The organism is Streptomyces sp. NPDC020747, assembly GCF_044334695.1.
Lineage (GTDB): Bacteria > Actinomycetota > Actinomycetes > Streptomycetales > Streptomycetaceae > Streptomyces.
On sequence record NZ_JBIRTJ010000015.1, the window covers coordinates 1 to 17,732 of the forward strand.

The window sequence follows — 17,732 nt, forward strand, 5'->3', positions numbered from 1 at the left end:
CGGGCCAGCTCGGCGCGCATGAACAGCGCCATCACGCCGCCGATGCAGAAGAACGCGAACGACGTGACCAGGTACAACGTACCGATCGTCTTGTGATCCGTGGTGGTCAGCCAGCGGACGGCGGCGAGGCCCGGGCGACGGCCCGCACGCGGGGGCGCGAGCGCCGCGGTGACAGTGTTGCTCTCCATACCCCGCCTGTGTCCGAGGCCCGTCCAGGCGTCACACTTGAGCGGAGCGACAAGGATCACCGCATACGGGTGTGACGATCGAGAGACTGCCGGACACCTACATGACATGAGCAACGACGAGACCTTCGCCGCTGCCTATCGCGAGCACTACTGGGCGGTCAGCCGGTACGTTGCGCGGCGACTGGACGGCCGGACGAGCGAAGTCGAGGAAGTGGTGGCGGAGGTCTTCACCGTCGCCTGGCGACGCCGGTCCGACCTGCCCGCGTCCCCGCTTCCCTGGCTGTACGGCGTGGCACGCAACTGCCTGTCCAACGCGGTACGCGGCTACGGACGCCGACGTCGACTCGTCGACAGGCTCGGTCACGACGAGACCGCGCACGGCCGGCAGATCGTGGACAGCCCCGACTCGGAGCGGCCCGGTGCCTGGGTGCACGACGCGCTGGCCCGGCTGGCGCCCGCCGATCAGGAGGTTCTGCGGCTCACCACCTGGGAGGAACTCGGCATCGAGGAGGTCGCCGTGGCCCTCGGCTGCGGCAACAGGGCGGCGGCGATGCGGCTGCACCGCGCCCGCCGCCGGCTCAGAGCCGAGATCGACGGCATGCGCACCGCAGTGGCCGCCGGTCCCACGACGTCTCGCCGCGACACCCCGAAGGAGCAGCGCCATGGCTGACGAACTCGAACTGCTGCGCCGCGCCAACCCGGTGCCGCCCGGCGACCCCCGCTTCGGCGACGGACCGCTGGGACACGAGGCCGAACGCCGCCTCGGCCGGCTCGTGGGACCGGCGGCCGACGAGCACCCGAGGCCGGGCGGCTTCCTGCTCGACCGTAGCGGCCTCGGCCGGCTGCTGCGCGGTCCCCGCCCCCGCCGTACGCGTCTCGTGTGGGCCATCGCGACGACCGCGGCCGTCGCCGTGACCTCCCTCGCGCTCCTCCTCGCGGGCCCGAGCACCACCCCCGCGGTGGCCGCGCCGCGCCCGCTGGTCGTGCGGGCCGACTCCACCCCCGTACCGCTGGACCGGTTGGCCGAGCGGGCCGACGAGGCCGCGGCGGACGGTTCGTCCGGGCTGCGCAAGGGCACACATGTGCAGTCGTGGAGCATGGGCATGTCGGAGGACAAGCCTCCGATCACGCTCCCCGTGGAGCGCATCGTGCGGTGGAACGCGGACGACAGCCACACGGAACTGGTCGTCGCGACCGACCCGCGTCACCCGGGCCGGCCGGTCCTCGCCGAAGGGGACGACGATTCAGGCCTCGTCGACGACGGACACGTCATCAGCGAGCAGACCTTCCCGCCGAGCTGGAGTGACGCCCCGCCCGAGTCGCCGCCCCCGCACGACGCCAAGCGGCTGCGCGCCTATCTGCAGGACGCGCAGCACACCGACACCCCGCTGACCACGCCCGAACTGCTCGATGCCACACGGCTGTTGCTCGACACCTGGACCCTCGGCACCCGTGAGGACGCGGCACTCGCCCGGCTCCTCGCGGACGACGGCGGACTGCGGCCCGTCGGCCAGGTGACCGATCGCCTGGGCCGGAGCGGTCAGGCGTACGTGTACGACGCGACCGGGGCCCGGCAGATGCTGATCATGGATCCGGTCACCGGTGCCGTCCTCGGCCTGGAGAGCACCGCCACGGTCGCCGAGCCCGAGTACGGACTGAAGGCGGGCGACGTCATGGACTACAGCGCGTGGATGCGGTGATCAGGCGCCGGTCTGCCGGGTGGCCGCCTCGACGGTCTGGGCGAGCAGCGTGGCGATCGTCATCGGACCGACCCCGCCCGGCACGGGGGTGATGAGCGAGGCCTGCTCCCGGGCGCTGTCGAAGTCGACGTCGCCGATGTTGCCGGGGTTGTAGCCGGCGTCGACGACGACCGCGCCCGGCTTGATGTCCTCGCCGCGGATCAGCCGGGGCCGCCCCACCGCGGCCACCACGATGTCGGCCTCCCGCACGACCGCCGACAGGTCGGCCGTGCGCGAGTGGCAGTACGTCACCGTGGCGTCGCGGCCGAGCAGCAGCATGCCCACCGGCTTGCCGAGGATCGCGCTGCGGCCCACCACGACGGCCCGCTTGCCGGCCGGATCGACGTCGTACTCGTCCAGGAGCCGCATGATCCCGCCGGGCGTGCACGACGCGAAGCCCGGCAGGCCGAAGCTCATCGCGGAGAACGACGCCAGCGTGACCCCGTCGACGTCCTTCTCCGGAGCGATCGCCTCGAACGCCGCGCGCTCGTCGATGTGATGACCCATCGGATGCTGCAACAGAATGCCGTGTACGGCGGGGTCGGCGGACAGCGCGGTGAGCGTGCCGATCAACTCGGCCGTTGTGGTCCCGGCGGGCAATGCCACGTGCCGCGACTCGATGCCCGCCTTGCGGGAACGGTTCTGCTTCATGCGTACGTACGTGACGGAGGCGGGGTCCTCACCCACCAGCACGGTGGCCAGACAGGGCGCCACCCCCGTGCGTCCGGTGAGGTCTGCCGCCCGCTTCGCCGTCTCCTCGACGATCCGCCGGGCGAGACCGGTGCCGTCCATCAGCTGGGCCTGGGACATGAGCCACTCCTGAGCGTCGTAAGAAGATGCCCAGGCGCGCGGCGAAGACGTGTGCGTCGGGCCGCTCCCCGGTGGTACTCCACCTCAGCGCCAGTCACGGCCTACGTCCACATTAGCCGAGGTTCAGGACTCGTCCTCGGGCCCCGCCGTCGGGTCCACGCCTGCCAGGAAGCCGGTTGCCTGGGCCTCGATGCGTACGGCTCCGATCGCGCCCGCCCAGCGCGCCACCTCGGTCGCGAGGGCCGCGGCTCCCGCCTCGTCGCCGCGGTCGCGGGCCAGCACGGCCAGGAGCAGCTGCTGGGAGAGGGTGCCGGGGACGTTCCCCGCCCGCGCCCCGAGGGTGGTCGCCCGGGTCCAGCGCTCCCGTGCCCGCTCGTGGTCCAGGTCGTCGTGGTCGTGGTCGCCGAGATGCCGCAATGCCTCACGGGCGAGCAGGTCGTCGCCCGACTCCCCGGCGCTCAGGGCGAGTTCGTAGTGCGCGGGCGCCGCTTCCCGCTCGGCGAAGAGGTTGTCGACGATCAGCCCGAGGTACATCCGCGCCCAGCCCCGGCCCACGTCGTCGGCCGCCCGCTCGCACAACTCACGCGCACACCGCCGCAGTTCCGCCAGCTCGGCGGGATCCTTGCCCGCCGGCCCGAACCGGAACGTGCCATCACCGAGGAGCAGCCGGAAGTACGTGTGCCGCAGCCGTACGAAGTCCAGGTCCCAGAGACCGGCCGGTGCCGTCGAATCGTCCAACTCCTCGTCCGCGGCGGCGATTCGCGTGGCCGCGGTGTCCGTACCGCCGAACCAGTCGTACTCAAGAGCGACCTCCGCCCCGGCGACGGCGAGGGCCGCCCGGCTGTGCGAGTCGGTCGTCACGGCCGCGTCGAGGAGGTCCAGGGCGCGCTGCCATCGTCCGGCCCGGGCCAGCTCACGCGCCGCGGCGACGACCTCGTCCACCGGAAGGACGGCTTGGGTCGTACTCGTCTTCGTCATGGCGAGGAAGGTAGTAATCAGAAAAACTATCCACAAGAAAACTATCGGGCGGCCGTCAGGACATCGGGACGCCGGGACGTCAGGAGGAAACGGGTGGGTGACTCGGTCGACCGGCACGTCGCGCTCTGGTCCAAGGAACTCGGCTGGATGGATCCGGTCAAGGAGGCGATCTTCGCGCGGCTCGCCATCCTGGCGCGGCACGCGGCCCAGGCCCGCCGGGACACCCTGGACTCCGACGGACTCAGACACTGGCAGTTCAAGGTGCTGCTCACCCTGCGCAGGCTCGGCCCGCCCTACGGGACGAGCCCGTCACGGCTCGCCGACCTGCTGGGTCTGACCCGGGGCGCGCTGTCGGCACGGCTGGGCCCGCTGGAGGACGCCGGCCTGATCACGCGCACGCACGACGCGGCCGACCGCCGCCGGGTCCACGTACGGCTCACCCCGGCGGGATACGACGCGTTCGAGCGGCACGCGGCCTCCGAAGAACATGGCGAGAACGCGCTGCTCTCAGTGCTGACAGCAGGAGAGAAGCGGACACTCGCCGACCTGCTCCGGAAGCTGGTCGAGGCCGCAGAGGCCGACCCGGACGCGACTGAGCCGAAAAGGTCCAGGTCAGCCGGGTCGTGATCCGGACCCTCGGCATACCCCTTACTGCTCTTCGTCGTCCCATGCCTGCAGCACCGTCTGGTCGACGATCTTCCCGTCGCGCAGCGACATCATCGAGTTCGCGAGCACCCTGGTGCCGTCCGCGTACTGGCAGGACTCGGTGAAGGCGACATGGTCGCCCTGGATCACACACTGTTCCAGCTTGTGTGTCATGTCGCGGCTGTAGACGTCGTCGAGCATCTCGCGGATCTGCTCGCGGCCGTGCATGACCTTGGGGTGGCTGGGCTGGGTGTTGCGGTCGACGACGCGCATTTCCGCCTCGTCCGCGTACAGCGACAGGAGCGCCGACGCGTCCTGTCCTTCGATGCCCCGGCGCAGCGCTTCGGTGTCGAAGCCGGGGCTTGCCGCAGTGCCCATGATGGACCTCCTTGTGGACCACTGGCGAAGGCCGCGGCCCGGTACGGAGCGGACCGTCGAGGGCCTCCACCTTCGAGACTCCTCCGGCACGGCGCTCGCGGCAAGCGCAGGCGGGCCGATGCGCCTGTCGGGTGAGGGGCCGGGCGCGGCCGTGTCCGTGAGTGGCCCGCCACCGTTGCTGTAGGCATGATCTCAACACGACGTATCGCCGCCGCCGTTGGCCTCGCCATCGGCGTCACGGGCCTTGCCGTACCGTCCGCGAGCGCTGCCACCACCCCGGAGACGGGAAAGGTGAACCCCATCGCGATGCTCGACTCGCTCGCGGTGAGCGACCTTCCCGCGGAGCACAAGGCCCAGATGCCGAGGGTCTCCGACCAGCTCGACAAGCTCAATGAGCTGAACGGCCTCTACCAGCTGGAGCAGCTGCACCAGGTCACCGACCTCGCCGCCCCCGCCATGGGACTGGTCGGGGCGTTCGAGTAGAGCCGTCCCGTACAGAACGGCCCGGTCCGTCGGCGTGTGCCTCGTGGGGAGGCACACGCCGACGTCGTTCTCGGCCAGGTGGTGGGGCCCCGGATGCGCGCCGGGGCGGAGCGGGTGAGGCTGAGGGCATGTCGGAACATCCCGTAGTGGTCGTGCACCCGCCGCAGGAGGAGGGCGGGCGGCGCGTGACGGTCCACGGCGAGTCGATCGGCGTCGCCATGAACCTCCCGGACGTCGTCGAGTTCCTGCGCCGCGCGGGCCTGGAGTTCGACGAGAACGAGCTCGCGGTGTCACCGCTCATCGAGTGGCGTGGCGGAGGCCCCTCCTACTGGGGGCCGGAGCCGAGCCGCCCCTGACAGCCGCGCGCGGGTGAGGGGCCGCGTACAGGGGCCCACGTCCTTCCGGAGGAGTACCTGGTCCCCGGCGACTGCCGCCACGGGACCAGGGCGAAGGCCTCCATGGGCACGATGTGCGGGGCCGCGGCGGCGCGGAGGCTGGGTGGTACCAGGAATGAGGAGGCCGTCATGAACCGCCGGATCCGCATCCGCCCCACCCGCCGCACGACCACCGCCCGAGACACGACGATCGACCGCAGGACTCCCTCGAGCCGACTCCTGCCGTACTGACCGCCGTGCCTGCCCCGGCGGACGTCAGCAGATGCTCTGGGTGCTGTCGACCAGGGTGTTGTTGTGGAACGTGGTGTTGTCACCGCAAGGGCTCTCCCGGATCGAGGAGTTGGCCACCCTCAGGTTCTGGACGGTGATGTCCGAGTTGTTCGGGAACTCCGAGCGTGCGGCCAGCCGGATCTCGCCGCCGCCCGTGACACTGCCGCTCTGGGCGGCGAGGTTCACGTTGTGGCAGTTCTCGATCAGGATCGCGTTGTTGCCGGTGTCGGAGATGGTCACGCGGTCGATGGTCGCGCCGCCGCTCTCGGAGACGCAGAAGACGCCCCGGCCGCCACCGCGCGCGACGACCTCGCCGACCCGCACGTTGGTCGGGTACCCGCTGCCGATCCGGCCGTTGCGGTTGGCCATGCGGAAGGCCGCGTAACCCGTACCGGCGCCCGCGCCGTCCGCGTCGACCTTCGTGACCGTCGCGTTGACGGTCTGGTTCAGCAGGAGACCGGACTCGCCCACGTTGCGCGCGGTGACCGTGCCGATGGTGAGGCCGTCGACCCCGTACGTCTCCACGGCGTGGCTGCTGGCCCCGGAGACGTACACGTCGTCGATCCGGACGTTGCGTGTCCACTGGCTGGTGTCGCCGCGGTTGTCGATGCGTACGCCGAGACCGCGGGAGAGGCGCATGTCGATCTGGCCGAGCACGACGTTGGTGACGTTGCGCATGAAGATGCCGTAGAGCGGGGTGCCGGTGAGGTTCAGATGCTGGACCTCGATGTCCCGGGCGCCGCGTGCGTAGACCGGGGCCTGGTCGCCGGAGCCCGAACCGGTGACGTCGATGCTGCCGCACACGTCGAGCACGGTGTAGCTCGGCAGGGAGACCCGGGAGCCGGCACCGATGGCGCCCGAGCCGCGCACCACGACCCGTTCCTTCGAAGTGCGGCCCGCCGTAAGGCTGTTGACGGCCGCCTGCATCGCGGCCCGCATGTCGGTACCGGTGTACGTGACACTGCTGCCGCGCCGGGCGGTCCAGGTGCTGCCGCTCAGCACGGCCTCGGCCTGGTACGAGCCCTCGCCGCACGCTGCCGCCGCCTGCCGCGGGGCCGCGCTCGCAGGGGCCGTGAGCAGGGCTGCCCCGGTGAGCAGGGCGGTCGCGCATGCGACGGTGACGCCGGCCCGCCTCCCGCGGGCTCTGGCGGTCGTGGGGGGTTGGGCAGCCCTGGTGGTCTGGGCGGTCTTGCCGATGAGGTGAGGTGCGGCTCTGCGTCCCATCTCGTCTTCTTCTCCTGTGTGGGGGTCCGCCGCCCGCGCGACAGCGTCGTAGCAAGCGTTTTCTGTGGCGGGCGGTGAGTGTGGCAAGGGCTTTCTGCGGCGTCAAGAGGCCGGTGTGACAAAGGAGTTGGTCACATCTCGCGACGTACGAGGAAAGCCAGCAGCTCACGCAGATCGTCGGCCGCGTGCGAAGCCGTGGGGAGGCTGTCGAGGCACGCGTGGACGTGGGCGATGTGACGATGGGCTTCGGCCAGTGCGGCGTTCCGGCCACCGGCCTCCTCGATCACGGCCGCGGCCCGGTGGGCGGTCGCGTCGTCGAGCTCTTCGGCGCCCTCCAGGAGGCGGGCGAGGGGGCGGACGGCGGCCGGGGTGTCGAGAGCCGCCAGAACCGGGAACGTCTTCTTGCGCCGACGCAGGTCGGCGTGGACCGGCTTGCCCGTGACGGCGGGGTCGCCCCAGATGCCCAGGAGGTCGTCGATCACCTGGAAGGCCACGCCGAGGTGACGGCCGGCGCGGTCGAGCGCGGTGACCGTCGCCGCCGGGGCTCCGGCGAGTACGGCACCCAGGGCGGCGGCGCAGCCCAGCAGCGCGCCGGTCTTGTGCTCGGCCATCGCCCGGTACTCGTCGGGGCCGACCGCCTCCGGGCCCGTCCAGGGGCGGGACTCGAAGAGCAGGTCGTCGGCCTGACCGCTCACGAGATCGTTGAGCGCGGTGGACAGGTGGCGGACGGCCGACGGGACGTGGCCGCCGGGCGCGGCGGCCAGGGTCTCCACGGCCAGGGCGAACAGGGCGTCCCCCGTGAGGACGGCGGGGCCCGTGCCGTACGCCTTCCAGACGGTGGGGCGGCCGCGCCGGGTGGCGTCGCCGTCCATGATGTCGTCGTGGAGCAACGAGAACACGTGCACCAGCTCCACCGCGACGGCCGCGCTCACTCCCGCACTCGCGGGTGCCCCGGCCGCCTCCGCGCCCAGGACGGCCAGGGCCTGCCGCAGCCCCTTGCCGCCCGCCGCCACGGCGGGCGCGCCACCGGCCTCGCACCAGCCGAAGGAGTACGCCGCCATCTCACCCACCCACGGGTGCAGCCGCCCGACCGCCTCGGCCAGCGCGGGGCGCACCAACGCCCGGCTGTGGTCCAGGAGTTGAACGGCCCGCTCGGCGTCGGCCGTGGCCGAGACGGGCGGATACAGCGCGGAGGTCGTCACCGTCATCGCCGAACCTCCGTGCCTGTGGGGGCGGTTGCGGGGGTGCCCGCAACCGCTGCCGTGTCCGTCTCCGCGACGGTGGTGGCCGGGGTGCCGGGAGTTGGCGTGGCGGTGGCGGTAGTGGTGGCCGTGTCCGCCGCTGCCAGGGCGGAGGAGTGCACGCTCGGCTCGTTCCCGGTCCGGGTGCCTGTGTCCGGCACCGGGGCCGTCCGGACATCCGCACCCGCATCCGCACCCGCATCCGCATCCGTATGCGTCGGGATGCCGAACTCGGCCTGTGCGCGGGCCACCATCTGCCGGGCGTGCCGCAGACCGATGCGTTCCAACACCTCGGCGAGATCGGCCAGTTCGGCGGCCGTGTCGTCGAGGTCGTGGCCCAGGTGGGCGAGGGACTTGGCGAGGCCGAGCCGGGAGAGGGCCTCCCCGCGGGGCTCGCTCATCGCGCGGAACTCCGCCAGCGCCTGGGTGTAGACGTCCCGGGCCTCCGCGTAACGCCCGTCCCGGTAAAGGACGTTGCCGCGCATCTTGTGGTTGTACGCCAGCGCGCTCGACAGGTTCATCTCCCGGCAGGTCACCTCGGCCTCGGCGAGCAGGTCGAGCGCGCGCTCGGCATCCCCGTCGCGGACGGACACGATGTCGGCCAGGCCGCGCAGCGCCCAAGCGTGGCCACGCCGGTCGTCGGCCCGCCCGGCGATCTCCGCGGCCTCCTCGAACATCGCGTACGCGGTGTCGTACGAGCCGGTGTTGCGGTGTATCTGCGCGATGCCCTCCAGGGCCCACACGGTGTGCCGCGCCTCGCCGCGTTTGCGTGCCTCGGCCAGGAGTTGCTCGTGCAGCGCGCCGACCGCCTCGTAGTCGCCCTGGATGCGGCCCGTCTCCGCCATCCCGGCGAGCGAGTAGCCGCGTACGACGATGTCGCCGCCGCGTTCGCCGAACTCGGCCGCGAGCCCCAGCAGCCGCCAGGCGAGGGGGAACGCGCCGCGCTGGCGTGCCAGTGTGCCGCCGCTCCACAGGGCCCATGCCATCGCGGCCGTGTCCCCGGCCTCCCGGGCCGCGCGGTAACTCGCCTTCCACGCGCGGTCGGCGTCGCCCACCTGCCCGAGCCGCCGGTGCGCCTCCGCGACCGCGAGACCCGAGCGCGCCACCTCTCCCCGGGCTCCGGCGCGCTCGGCGGCGGCCAACTGCTCGGTGCCCGCGGCCAGTACGTCGACCAGGGAGGAGTTCACGGACAGGGTGGTGAGCGCACCTTGGTACTCGGGTGCGAATGCCTTGCCGTACATGCGTGCCTTTCGGTCTGCCGATGCTCGAACGAGGCGGCGGGCCTGACTTCGTGTGGGTATACATGGCGTGTATACGCGATGTGTATAGTGTCCTGTTTTCCACCCCTGGGTCATGGGCCCTGGGGTGACGGGTCACCGGCGCCGCCGCGCCATTTCGTTGTCGATCAAGACGTCGGTGTCGGCGGCGGGGTTGCCTCTGCGGTGTAGATCACAGTCGGGGCGGGGCGCGGCCGTGGTGGGTCCGGGCCTCCGGCCGGATTGGCGTGACCGGCTGGAGCGATTGGTTTCTCGGGAGCGATTCGACCGATTGATCCGAAGTGTGATCCGGCGATGTCGGCGGGAGGATTCCTGAAACGTCCTGCGGTTGCGGAGAGGTAAAATCCTGTCGGCGGTTCGGGGGGAGGGTGAGTGAAAGGGAAATCCCCGTGAATGAGCCGGAGCGGTGTCCCGCGATGAAGTCAGATGTGTGGGGATTTGTTTCTCGACATCGCGCCGCGTGCTGATCTTCGGTGTGCGGTCTGACAGGGACTCGTCGTGCGGACATGTGAATTTCACAGAGTGGCGTCACACTGTCGTCCGTGTTTCACGTGGGTGAATCATGACGCTGCTTTTGGCGGACTTGCGGCGTTGTCGTCCGACTAGCGTAGTGACTGATTGCAATTGGCCGGGTTTTCGGTTCTTGAGGACCGACGGGGCCTGGCCGGTTCGATTCCACGGCGTAGCGGGAGGTCGGCGCGATGTTGACCGGCGGGTAAGTATGGCGCTAGCTTCCAACGGGTTGGTTTTCGCGTGGGAGTTTCCTCCGGCACCGCGTAGACGGTGTATGTCCGCGTGGGCCAATTCGTCGTCTCCAGGCACCCCCCACCGTGCAGTCTCACCGATTATTTCGGAGAATCATGACGTCTGCTGTGCGCGCCGAGGACATGATCATTGGAATCACCCCGTTCGGTGAACCCGAAGCCAGGCTTGCCGCCGCCGTCAGCCGTGCGGGCGGTCTAGGCGTACTTGACCTGGGGACCGGTGACCGAAGAGCCAGAGAGGCGCTGGCAGCCCTCCGGCGCTGGGCACCAGGACCGTTCGGAGTACGGGTCGGAACGCACTGCGGGATCGCTCCCGGAGAACTCGTTCCTGGGAAACTCGAACCCGGGGAATTCGCGCCTGGAAAGAAGAACGGAAAGCCGGGAAAGCTCGACGACGATGGCCTCCATACCGTCGTCCTCGGTGCGGATTCGCCATGGCAGATCGACGAGGTCACCGCGACATACCGAGTCCTGGTGGAGGTCGCGGACCTTGAGCAGGCTCTGGCGGCGGTCCGCGCCGGAGCGCACGGCCTGATCGCCCGCGGCGGCGAGAGCGGCGGCCGGACCGGCGAGCTCAGCACCTTCGTCCTGCTCCAACAGCTGCTCGCCGAGCCCGGCGTGGACCTCCCCGTCTGGGCCTGCGGCGGCATCGGCCCCCGTACGGCGGCGGCCGCCGTGGCCGGCGGGGCGGCCGGAGTGGTCCTGGACAGCCAGCTGGCGCTGCTCGCCGAGGCGAGGCTTCCGGAGCCGGCCGCCGCGGCACTGCGGTCCATGGACGGTTCGGAGACGGTCGTGGTGGGCGGACACCGGGTGCTGCACCGGCGGGGCCCGGACACCCCGCGCGTCCCGGCCGACGATCCGCCGCTCGTGTCGGGGATGCTCGGTGCCCAGGATCCGCGTACCCAGCTCCTGCCGGTCGGTCAGGACGGCTTCCTCGCCGCCCGCTTCGCGGAGCGCTGGGGCGACGCGGGCCGGACGGTCCGCGCCCTGACCACCTCCGTACGGGACGCCGTACGCGACGACGGGCCGGGCGGCGCACTGCGTCCCGGGTCCCCGATGAGCCGGGCGCTCGGCACGCGTGTGCCCGTCGCCCAGGGGCCGATGACCCGGGTCAGCGACCAGGCGCGGTTCGCCGCCGCCGTCGCCGGGGACGGCGCCCTGCCGTTCGTCGCGCTGGCCCTCGCGAGCGGCGAGCAGACGCGTGCGGTCCTGGAGGAGACCCGAGCCGCCGTGGCCGACCGGCCGTGGGGTGTCGGCGTGCTCGGCTTCGCACCCGAGGAGACCAGAAACGCCCAGCTCGAAGCCGTACGGGAGCTGCGGCCCACGCACGCGATCATCGCGGGCGGACGACCGTCCCAGGCCGAGGCGCTGGAGCGGGCGGGGATCAGGACCTTCCTGCATGTGCCCTCGCCGGGACTGCTCCGCCAGTTCCTCGACGCCGGAGCCCGCCGGTTCGTCTTCGAGGGCTCCGAATGCGGCGGCCACGTCGGACCGCGCGCGAGCTTCCCCCTGTGGGAGGCCCAACTCGCCGTACTGGAAGACTTCTTGGACGGGGCGGACGCCGAAACGGCCGAACGCGTCGAGGTGTTCTTCGCGGGCGGCGTCCACGACGAGCGCTCGTCGGCGATGGTCGCCGCGCTCGCCGCTCCACTGACCGCGCGCGGGGCCGCCGTCGGCGTCCTGATGGGCACCGCCTATCTGTTCACCGACGAAGCGGTGGAGTGCGGGGCGGTTCAGCCACTCTTCCAGCGGCATGTCATGGCCGCGACACGCACCGCGCTGCTGGAGACCGCGCCCGGCCACGCGACCCGCTGTGTGCCCAGCCCGTTCAGCGAGAACTACCGGGAGTTCGAGGCGGAGTTGCGCGAGCGCGGCGTGCCCGAGCGGCGGATCTGGGAGGAACTGGAACGGCTCAACGTCGGGCGGCTGCGCATCGCCAGCAAGGGGATCGAGCGGGACGCCACCGGTGAACTGGCGGCCGTGGCCGAGGAACGCCAGCTCTCCGAGGGCATGTTCATGGCCGGGGAAGTGGCCGTGCTGCGCTCGGCGGCCACCACGATCGGCGCGCTGCACGGCTCGGTCACCACCGGCGCGGCGGGATTCCTCGCCGCCCGCGCGGCCCTGCTCCGGGAACGCCTCGGGATGGACACGATCGAGGAGCCCGCGGTGCCCCAGCCGCTGGACGTCGCCGTGGTCGGCATGGCCTGCATGTTCCCGGGAGCCCCCGACCTCGCCGCCTACTGGGCGAACATCCTCGGCGGCCACGACGGCGTCGGCGAGGTCCCCGCCGACCGCTGGGACCCCGCCGTGCACTACTCGGACGACGCGAAAGGCGCCACCCCCTCCAAGTGGGGCGGTTTCCTGCCGCGGATCCCCTTCGACCCGCTGCGCTACGGCATCCCGCCGACCTCGCTGGGCAGCATCGAACCCGTACAGCTGCTGGCACTCGAGGCCGCGCGACGGGCACTGGAGGACGCCGGATACGGGGAGCGGGGCCGGGGCTTCGACCGGTCGCGGACCTCCGTGGTCTTCGGCGCCGAAGCGGGCAGCGACCTCTCCAACGCCGCCACCCTGCGCGCCGTACTGCCGTCCTTCTACGGGGAGATACCCGGCGGTCTGGACGGGCAACTGCCCCGGCTCACCGAGGACTCCTTTCCCGGCATGCTGGCCAACGTCATCTCAGGGCGGATCGCCAACCGGCTGGACCTGGGCGGCGCCAACTACACGGTCGACGCGGCGTGCGCGTCGTCGCTGGCCGCCGTCGACGTGGCGTGCAAGGAACTCGTCGGCGGTACGAGTGACGTGGTGCTGTGCGGGGGCGCCGATCTGCACAACGGCATCAACGACTACGTCCTCTTCTCCTCCGTGCACGCGCTCTCCCCGACCGGCCGGTCGCGGGCCTTCGACAGCTCGGCGGACGGGATCGCCCTGGGCGAGGGCATCGCCTGTGTCGTACTCAAGCGGCTCTCGGACGCCGAACGGGACGGCGACCGGATCTACGGCGTGATCAAGGGAGTCGGCAGCTCCAGCGACGGCCGCTCGCTCGGCCTGACGGCACCCCGCCCCGAGGGGCAGCGCGCCGCGCTGGAGCGGGCCTACCGCAACGCGGGGATCTCACCGGCCGACGTCGGCCTGGTCGAGGCCCATGGCACCGGGACCGTGGTCGGTGACCGTACCGAACTGACCGTTCTCAGCGAGGTGTTCACCGAGGCCGGGGCCGAGTCGGGTGGCTGCGCGCTCGGTTCGGTCAAGTCGCAGATCGGGCACACCAAGTGCGCCGCCGGTCTCGCGGGTCTGATCAAGACCGTGCTGTCCCTGTACACGGGAGTCAAGCCGCCCACCCTGCACATGAAACGGCCGAACCCGGCCTGGCAGGAGGAGAGCAGCCCGTTCGTCTTTCACGCGCGGCCACGGCCCTGGGCGGTCCCGGCCGATGAACGGGTCGCCGGGCTCAGCGCGTTCGGCTTCGGCGGGACCAACTTCCATGTGGTGCTCGGCGCCCACTCGGCCGCCGAACCGCCCGCCCACGGCCAGGACAGCTGGCCCGCCGAGTTGTTCACCTTCCGCGGTACGGATCCGGCGGTGGCCCGGCGAGCCGTCGAGGAGGTACTCAAGGCCGCCGAGACCGACGGCCGCCCGTGGCGCCTGCGCGACCTCGCGCTGAGCGCGTCCCGCCGTGCCGACGCCCGCCACGAACCGGTCCAGGTGGCCGTCGTCGCCACCGACGTAGACGGACTGACCGGCCAACTGCGCCGGGCTCTGGCGGGCGAGCACGATCCGGCCGGTGGCATCCACCTCGCGGACGCCGGACGAGCCCCGGCCGGCGGAAGCGAGCAGGGGAACGCGAGCGCGGGGCAGGCGGGTTCGGACGCGGGGCAGGCGCAGCCCGGTCCGCGTCGACCGGCGGCTGCCGACGGCAAGGTCGCGTTCCTCTTCCCGGGCCAGGGCAGCCAGCGGCCCGGGATGCTCGCGGACGTGTTCATCGCCTTCCCCGAACTCCAGCACTACCTGCACCTCGGCCGCGAGCACGCCGACGCGCTGTACCCGCCCGCCGCCTTCGACACGGCTGCCCGGGAGCGCCAGCGGGCCGGGATCACCGACACCCGGGTCGCCCAGCCCGCGCTGGGCATCGCCGGACTCGCCGCCCACGCGCTGCTCACCGCGGCCGGGGTCCACCCGGACATGGCGGCCGGACACAGCTACGGCGAGCTGGTCGCCCTCTGCGCGGCGGGCGCGATCACACCGGAGGCGCTCCTTGAGCTGAGCGCCGAGCGGGCGGCGGCGATCCTCTCGGCCGTCGGCGAGGACCCCGGAACCATGGCGGCGGTCGCGGCCGGTGCCGAAGATGTCGAACGGGCACTTCGCGAGACAGATGCCCCCGAGACGGTTGTCGTCGCCAACCACAACTCGCCCCGGCAGACGGTGATTTCCGGACCGACGGAGGCGATGGCCACCGCTGTGCGGCTGCTGCGAGCGGCGGGGCACCGCGCCGAACGCATCCCTGTCGCCTGCGCCTTCCACAGTCCGGTGGTGGCCGCAGGTGGAGTGCGGTTCGCCGAGTCACTCGCGAGCCGGCCCGTGCGTCCGCCCGAGTTCCCGGTGTGGTCCAACCGCACCGCGGCCCCGTACGGCGACCACGCCGACGAGATCCGCGCGGAACTCGCCGCCCAGATCGGCGCCCCGGTCGGATTCGTCGCACAGATCGAGGCCATGTACGAGGCCGGGGCGAGGATCTTCGTCGAGGCCGGCCCCGGCTCCGTACTCACCCGGCTGGTCACGCAGATCCTCGGCGACCGCCCGCACCGCACCGTCGCGTGCGAGCCGCGCCACGACAGCGGACTGCGTGGCTGGCTCGACGCGCTGGCCCAACTGGCAGTGGCGGGGCTGCCGGTACGCACCGGATGGCTGTTCCAGGGACGCGACGCCGCCGACGCGACCCGGACCCCGGAACCCAAACGGCCCGGCTGGACGGTCGACGGGCAGCTGGTCCGTACGGCCGCCGGAGAACTCCTCCCCGGTGCCCTCGCACCGGCCCGACGCGTTGTGGAGACGACAGTGACGACGAGCCACTCGAACCACGCGAGCCACGGAGACGGCGTCCCGGCCGACAAGGACGCGCTGATCGTCGAATATCTGCGCACCAGCCGGGAGATGGTGGCCGCCCAGCGGGACGTGCTGCTGACCTACTTGGGGGCCACGGCGGGGGAGTGGGTTCCCGGGCCCGGCGCACCCGTCGCGCCCGCAGCGGTCGCCACCCACCAGCAGGCCGTACCGGCCGCTGAGCTGCCCGTGGCCCAACTGCCGGTTCCGGGGCGGGAGATGGCGGCAGCGCCCGCCTCCGCCGAGACGCCCGCCACCGAGGCGGTCACAGCAGGGGCCACGGCAGCCGTCACGGAAGCGGACGTCCTGGCGGTCGTGCTGGAGATCATCAGCGAGCGCACCGGCTATCCCGTGGACATGATCGAGCCCGATCTCGACCTGGAGGCCGACCTCAGCATCGACTCCATCAAGCGGGCCGAAATCGCCGGTGAACTGGCCAGGCGCCTGGGCGCCGGGGGCGGCGTGGACATTGCCGGGCTGGACGACGCGGAACTGGAGGACCTGGCGAAGGCCCGTACGGCCGCGTCGGTGACGGGCTGGCTCGCCGCACGCCTCGTGGGGCCCGCCGAACCCTCCGCCAGCGTGGCTCCGACTCCGGGTACGGCTCCGAGTACGCCTCAGACTCCGAGTACCGCTCCGCGTACGACCGGACAGCCGGAGGTGCTACGCGACGGTGCGGCGGTCGGGCAGACCGAGACGCCGCAGTCGCTGGAGGTCACCGGCGAGGCGCCGAAACGGTTTCAGCTCCGGCCCGTGCTCCTGGAGCAGCAGGACGGTGACGGTTCGGCGGAACCGTCCGCCGTACTGGCCGGAAAGCGGTTCGTCCTCCTCGGCGACGAGAGCGGGGATGTGTCCCAGGAGGTCCACGCCCGGCTTGCGGGGTACGGAGCCGACGCCGTGGTCCTCGGCCCGGAGCACCTGCTGACCGAGGCGGACGGCCGGGTGGACGGGGTGCTGTATCTCGACTCCCTCGCCGATTCCTCGTCACCGGTGCTGCCTCACGCATTCCCCGTGTTCCAGGCAGCCCTGCGCCGGGGCCCGCGCTGGCTGCTCGCCGCCCGGCCCGCCGACGGGGTCTCCCCGGACTCCCCGGACTCCCCGGGCCTCCGGTCGGCAGGGCTGCACGGCCTGTTCCGTACGGTCGCACGCGAGTACCCGGAGACCGTCGCGCGGGTCGTCGACCTCGAAGACACCACGCCGTCCGCGGTCGCCGACGCGCTGCTGGCCGAAGTGCTCGCGCCCGACCCGGCTCCGGTCGTCCTGCGCACGGCGGCCGGTCGCCATGGACTGGACCTCGTGGAGACGCCGTTGGGCCCCCTCGGCACCACCGGCGCCGGACCGGCGGGTGACGGGGCCGCCGAGGCCGCCGCCATCGGTCTCGACCGGGACTCCGTGGTGCTGCTGGTCGGCGGGGCCCGCGGCATCACCGCGACCTTCGCCACCGCGCTCGCCGCGGCTTCCCGGTGCCGTATCGAACTGCTCGGCCGGACTCCGGCGCCGACCGGACCCGAGGCCCCGGACATCGCCGCCGCGGTGGACCGCGCCGCTCTGCGTACGGTGCTCGCCGCCCGTGCGGGCGGTGGAGTGACGCCCGCCGACATCAACCGCGAAGCCGAACTCGTCCTGGCCCAGCGGGAGATCACAGCCACGTTGGCCGAGCTGACGGCGCTCGGCAGTACGGCCCGCTACCACTCCGTGGACTTCCGGGAGCCGGACGCCGCGCTCCAGGCGGTGAAGGAGATCCACGCCGAGCACGGCCGGCTCGACGGTGTCGTCTACGCGGCCGGAGTGATCGAGGACCGGCTGATCGCCGACAAGACCGCCGAGTCCTTCCGGCGCGTGTACGACACGAAGACGAGCGGCGCGGAGACCCTGCTGACAGCGCTGGAGGAGTTCCCGAACGGGCCCGCGTTCGCCGTCCTGTTCGGCAGCGTCTCGGCCGTCCTCGGCAACCGCGGCCAGGTCGACTACGCGGCCGCCAACGACGCCCTGCAGAGCCTCGGCCAAGACTGGGCCGCCCGCACCGGTCACCGTGCCCTGACCGTGCACTGGGGACCGTGGGCACCGACCGGCGGTCACGCCGGAATGGTGACCCCGGAACTCGGACGCGAGTACGCCAGGCGCGGGATCAAGCTGATCGACCCCGAGGAGGGCACCGCGGCGCTGCTGCGTGAACTCGCCTGGGGCGACGAGTCGGCCGGAGCCGTCGTCTACACCTCGTCTGGCTGGTGACATGAGCG

General features: G+C 72.0%; 12 protein-coding genes, 1 pseudogene and 1 riboswitch. Of the genes and pseudogenes, 6 read left to right on the plus strand and 7 right to left on the minus strand.

What is annotated here, in order from left to right; genetic code table 11:
* Positions 1-188 (minus strand): annotated as a pseudogene (locus ACH4YP_RS33795) (cytochrome ubiquinol oxidase subunit I); the annotation flags it as partial.
* Between the two features lie 106 nt (positions 189-294).
* On the opposite strand from ACH4YP_RS33795, the gene ACH4YP_RS33800 reads away from it, so the two are divergent.
* Entirely contained in the window at positions 295-858 is a 564-nt protein-coding gene (locus ACH4YP_RS33800) for an RNA polymerase sigma factor (protein ID WP_398494623.1), read from the plus strand.
* Entirely contained in the window at positions 851-1,888 is a 1,038-nt protein-coding gene (locus ACH4YP_RS33805; RefSeq protein WP_398494625.1) for a CU044_5270 family protein, read from the plus strand. Before ACH4YP_RS33800 ends, ACH4YP_RS33805 begins: the two co-directional genes overlap by 8 nt.
* Here ACH4YP_RS33805 and ACH4YP_RS33810 read toward each other — a convergent pair whose 3' ends face one another.
* Together ACH4YP_RS33810 and ACH4YP_RS33815 are read right to left on the minus strand one after the other, a co-directional pair.
* Positions 1,889-2,737: a bifunctional 5,10-methylenetetrahydrofolate dehydrogenase/5,10-methenyltetrahydrofolate cyclohydrolase gene (locus ACH4YP_RS33810; protein ID WP_398494627.1), complete on the minus strand. Its 849-nt coding sequence runs from the start codon at positions 2,735-2,737 to the stop codon at positions 1,889-1,891.
* Between the two features lie 21 nt (positions 2,738-2,758).
* A riboswitch (ZMP/ZTP riboswitch) is annotated at positions 2,759-2,845 on the minus strand.
* A 15-nt stretch (positions 2,846-2,860) separates the two neighbouring features.
* A complete protein-coding gene (locus tag ACH4YP_RS33815) occupies positions 2,861-3,715 on the minus strand; it encodes a hypothetical protein (protein WP_398494629.1) in 855 nt (284 codons plus the stop codon).
* A gap of 93 nt (positions 3,716-3,808) precedes the next feature.
* Here ACH4YP_RS33815 and ACH4YP_RS33820 point away from each other — a divergent pair, with 93 nt between their 5' ends.
* Positions 3,809-4,342, plus strand: a complete 534-nt coding sequence (locus tag ACH4YP_RS33820) for a MarR family winged helix-turn-helix transcriptional regulator (protein ID WP_398494631.1) — start codon at positions 3,809-3,811, stop codon at positions 4,340-4,342.
* Positions 4,343-4,363: 21 nt separating this feature from the next.
* On the opposite strand, the gene ACH4YP_RS33825 is transcribed toward ACH4YP_RS33820, so the two are convergent.
* Positions 4,364-4,738: a nuclear transport factor 2 family protein gene (locus tag ACH4YP_RS33825; protein ID WP_361073103.1), complete on the minus strand. Its 375-nt coding sequence runs from the start codon at positions 4,736-4,738 to the stop codon at positions 4,364-4,366.
* Between the two features lie 186 nt (positions 4,739-4,924).
* Here ACH4YP_RS33825 and ACH4YP_RS33830 point away from each other — a divergent pair, with 186 nt between their 5' ends.
* Both ACH4YP_RS33830 and ACH4YP_RS33835 read left to right on the plus strand, forming a co-directional pair.
* Positions 4,925-5,221, plus strand: coding sequence for a hypothetical protein (locus ACH4YP_RS33830; RefSeq protein ID WP_361073105.1), 297 nt, complete (start codon positions 4,925-4,927; stop codon positions 5,219-5,221).
* 128 nt (positions 5,222-5,349) lie between these two features.
* Complete coding sequence (locus ACH4YP_RS33835) at positions 5,350-5,577, plus strand: hypothetical protein (protein ID WP_398494633.1); 228 nt, start codon at positions 5,350-5,352, stop codon at positions 5,575-5,577.
* 294 nt (positions 5,578-5,871) lie between these two features.
* Here the strand turns inward: ACH4YP_RS33835 and ACH4YP_RS33840 are convergent, their stop codons facing one another.
* The 3 genes from ACH4YP_RS33840 to ACH4YP_RS33850 form a co-directional block, all read right to left on the minus strand.
* Positions 5,872-7,110, minus strand: a complete 1,239-nt coding sequence (locus ACH4YP_RS33840; RefSeq protein ID WP_398494635.1) for a hypothetical protein — start codon at positions 7,108-7,110, stop codon at positions 5,872-5,874.
* Between the two features lie 131 nt (positions 7,111-7,241).
* On the minus strand, positions 7,242-8,318 hold the full coding sequence (locus ACH4YP_RS33845; protein WP_398494637.1) for a polyprenyl synthetase family protein: 1,077 nt from the start codon (positions 8,316-8,318) through the stop codon (positions 7,242-7,244).
* Positions 8,315-9,592 (minus strand): tetratricopeptide repeat protein, encoded by a 1,278-nt coding sequence (locus ACH4YP_RS33850; protein WP_398494639.1) that lies wholly within the window; start codon positions 9,590-9,592, stop codon positions 8,315-8,317. Before ACH4YP_RS33850 ends, ACH4YP_RS33845 begins: the two co-directional genes overlap by 4 nt.
* An 896-nt stretch (positions 9,593-10,488) precedes the next feature.
* Between ACH4YP_RS33850 and ACH4YP_RS33855 the strand changes: the two genes are divergently transcribed.
* Positions 10,489-17,724, plus strand: a complete 7,236-nt coding sequence (locus tag ACH4YP_RS33855) for an SDR family NAD(P)-dependent oxidoreductase (RefSeq protein WP_398494640.1) — start codon at positions 10,489-10,491, stop codon at positions 17,722-17,724.
* Positions 17,725-17,732: the final 8 nt, after the last annotated feature.

Bases quoted from the DNA above. Each gene is read 5' to 3' on its own strand.
- ACH4YP_RS33800 (WP_398494623.1), top strand. From the start codon at position 295: ATGAGCAACGACGAGACCTTCGCCGCTGCCTATCGCGAGCACTACTGG.
- ACH4YP_RS33805 (WP_398494625.1), top strand. From the start codon at position 851: ATGGCTGACGAACTCGAACTGCTGCGCCGCGCCAACCCGGTGCCGCCC.
- ACH4YP_RS33810 (WP_398494627.1), bottom strand. From the start codon at position 2,737: ATGTCCCAGGCCCAGCTGATGGACGGCACCGGTCTCGCCCGGCGGATC.
- ACH4YP_RS33815 (WP_398494629.1), bottom strand. From the start codon at position 3,715: ATGACGAAGACGAGTACGACCCAAGCCGTCCTTCCGGTGGACGAGGTC.
- ACH4YP_RS33825 (WP_361073103.1), bottom strand. From the start codon at position 4,738: ATGGGCACTGCGGCAAGCCCCGGCTTCGACACCGAAGCGCTGCGCCGG.
- ACH4YP_RS33830 (WP_361073105.1), top strand. From the start codon at position 4,925: ATGATCTCAACACGACGTATCGCCGCCGCCGTTGGCCTCGCCATCGGC.
- ACH4YP_RS33835 (WP_398494633.1), top strand. From the start codon at position 5,350: ATGTCGGAACATCCCGTAGTGGTCGTGCACCCGCCGCAGGAGGAGGGC.
- ACH4YP_RS33840 (WP_398494635.1), bottom strand. From the start codon at position 7,110: ATGGGACGCAGAGCCGCACCTCACCTCATCGGCAAGACCGCCCAGACC.
- ACH4YP_RS33845 (WP_398494637.1), bottom strand. From the start codon at position 8,318: ATGACGGTGACGACCTCCGCGCTGTATCCGCCCGTCTCGGCCACGGCC.
- ACH4YP_RS33850 (WP_398494639.1), bottom strand. From the start codon at position 9,592: ATGTACGGCAAGGCATTCGCACCCGAGTACCAAGGTGCGCTCACCACC.
- ACH4YP_RS33855 (WP_398494640.1), top strand. From the start codon at position 10,489: ATGACGTCTGCTGTGCGCGCCGAGGACATGATCATTGGAATCACCCCG.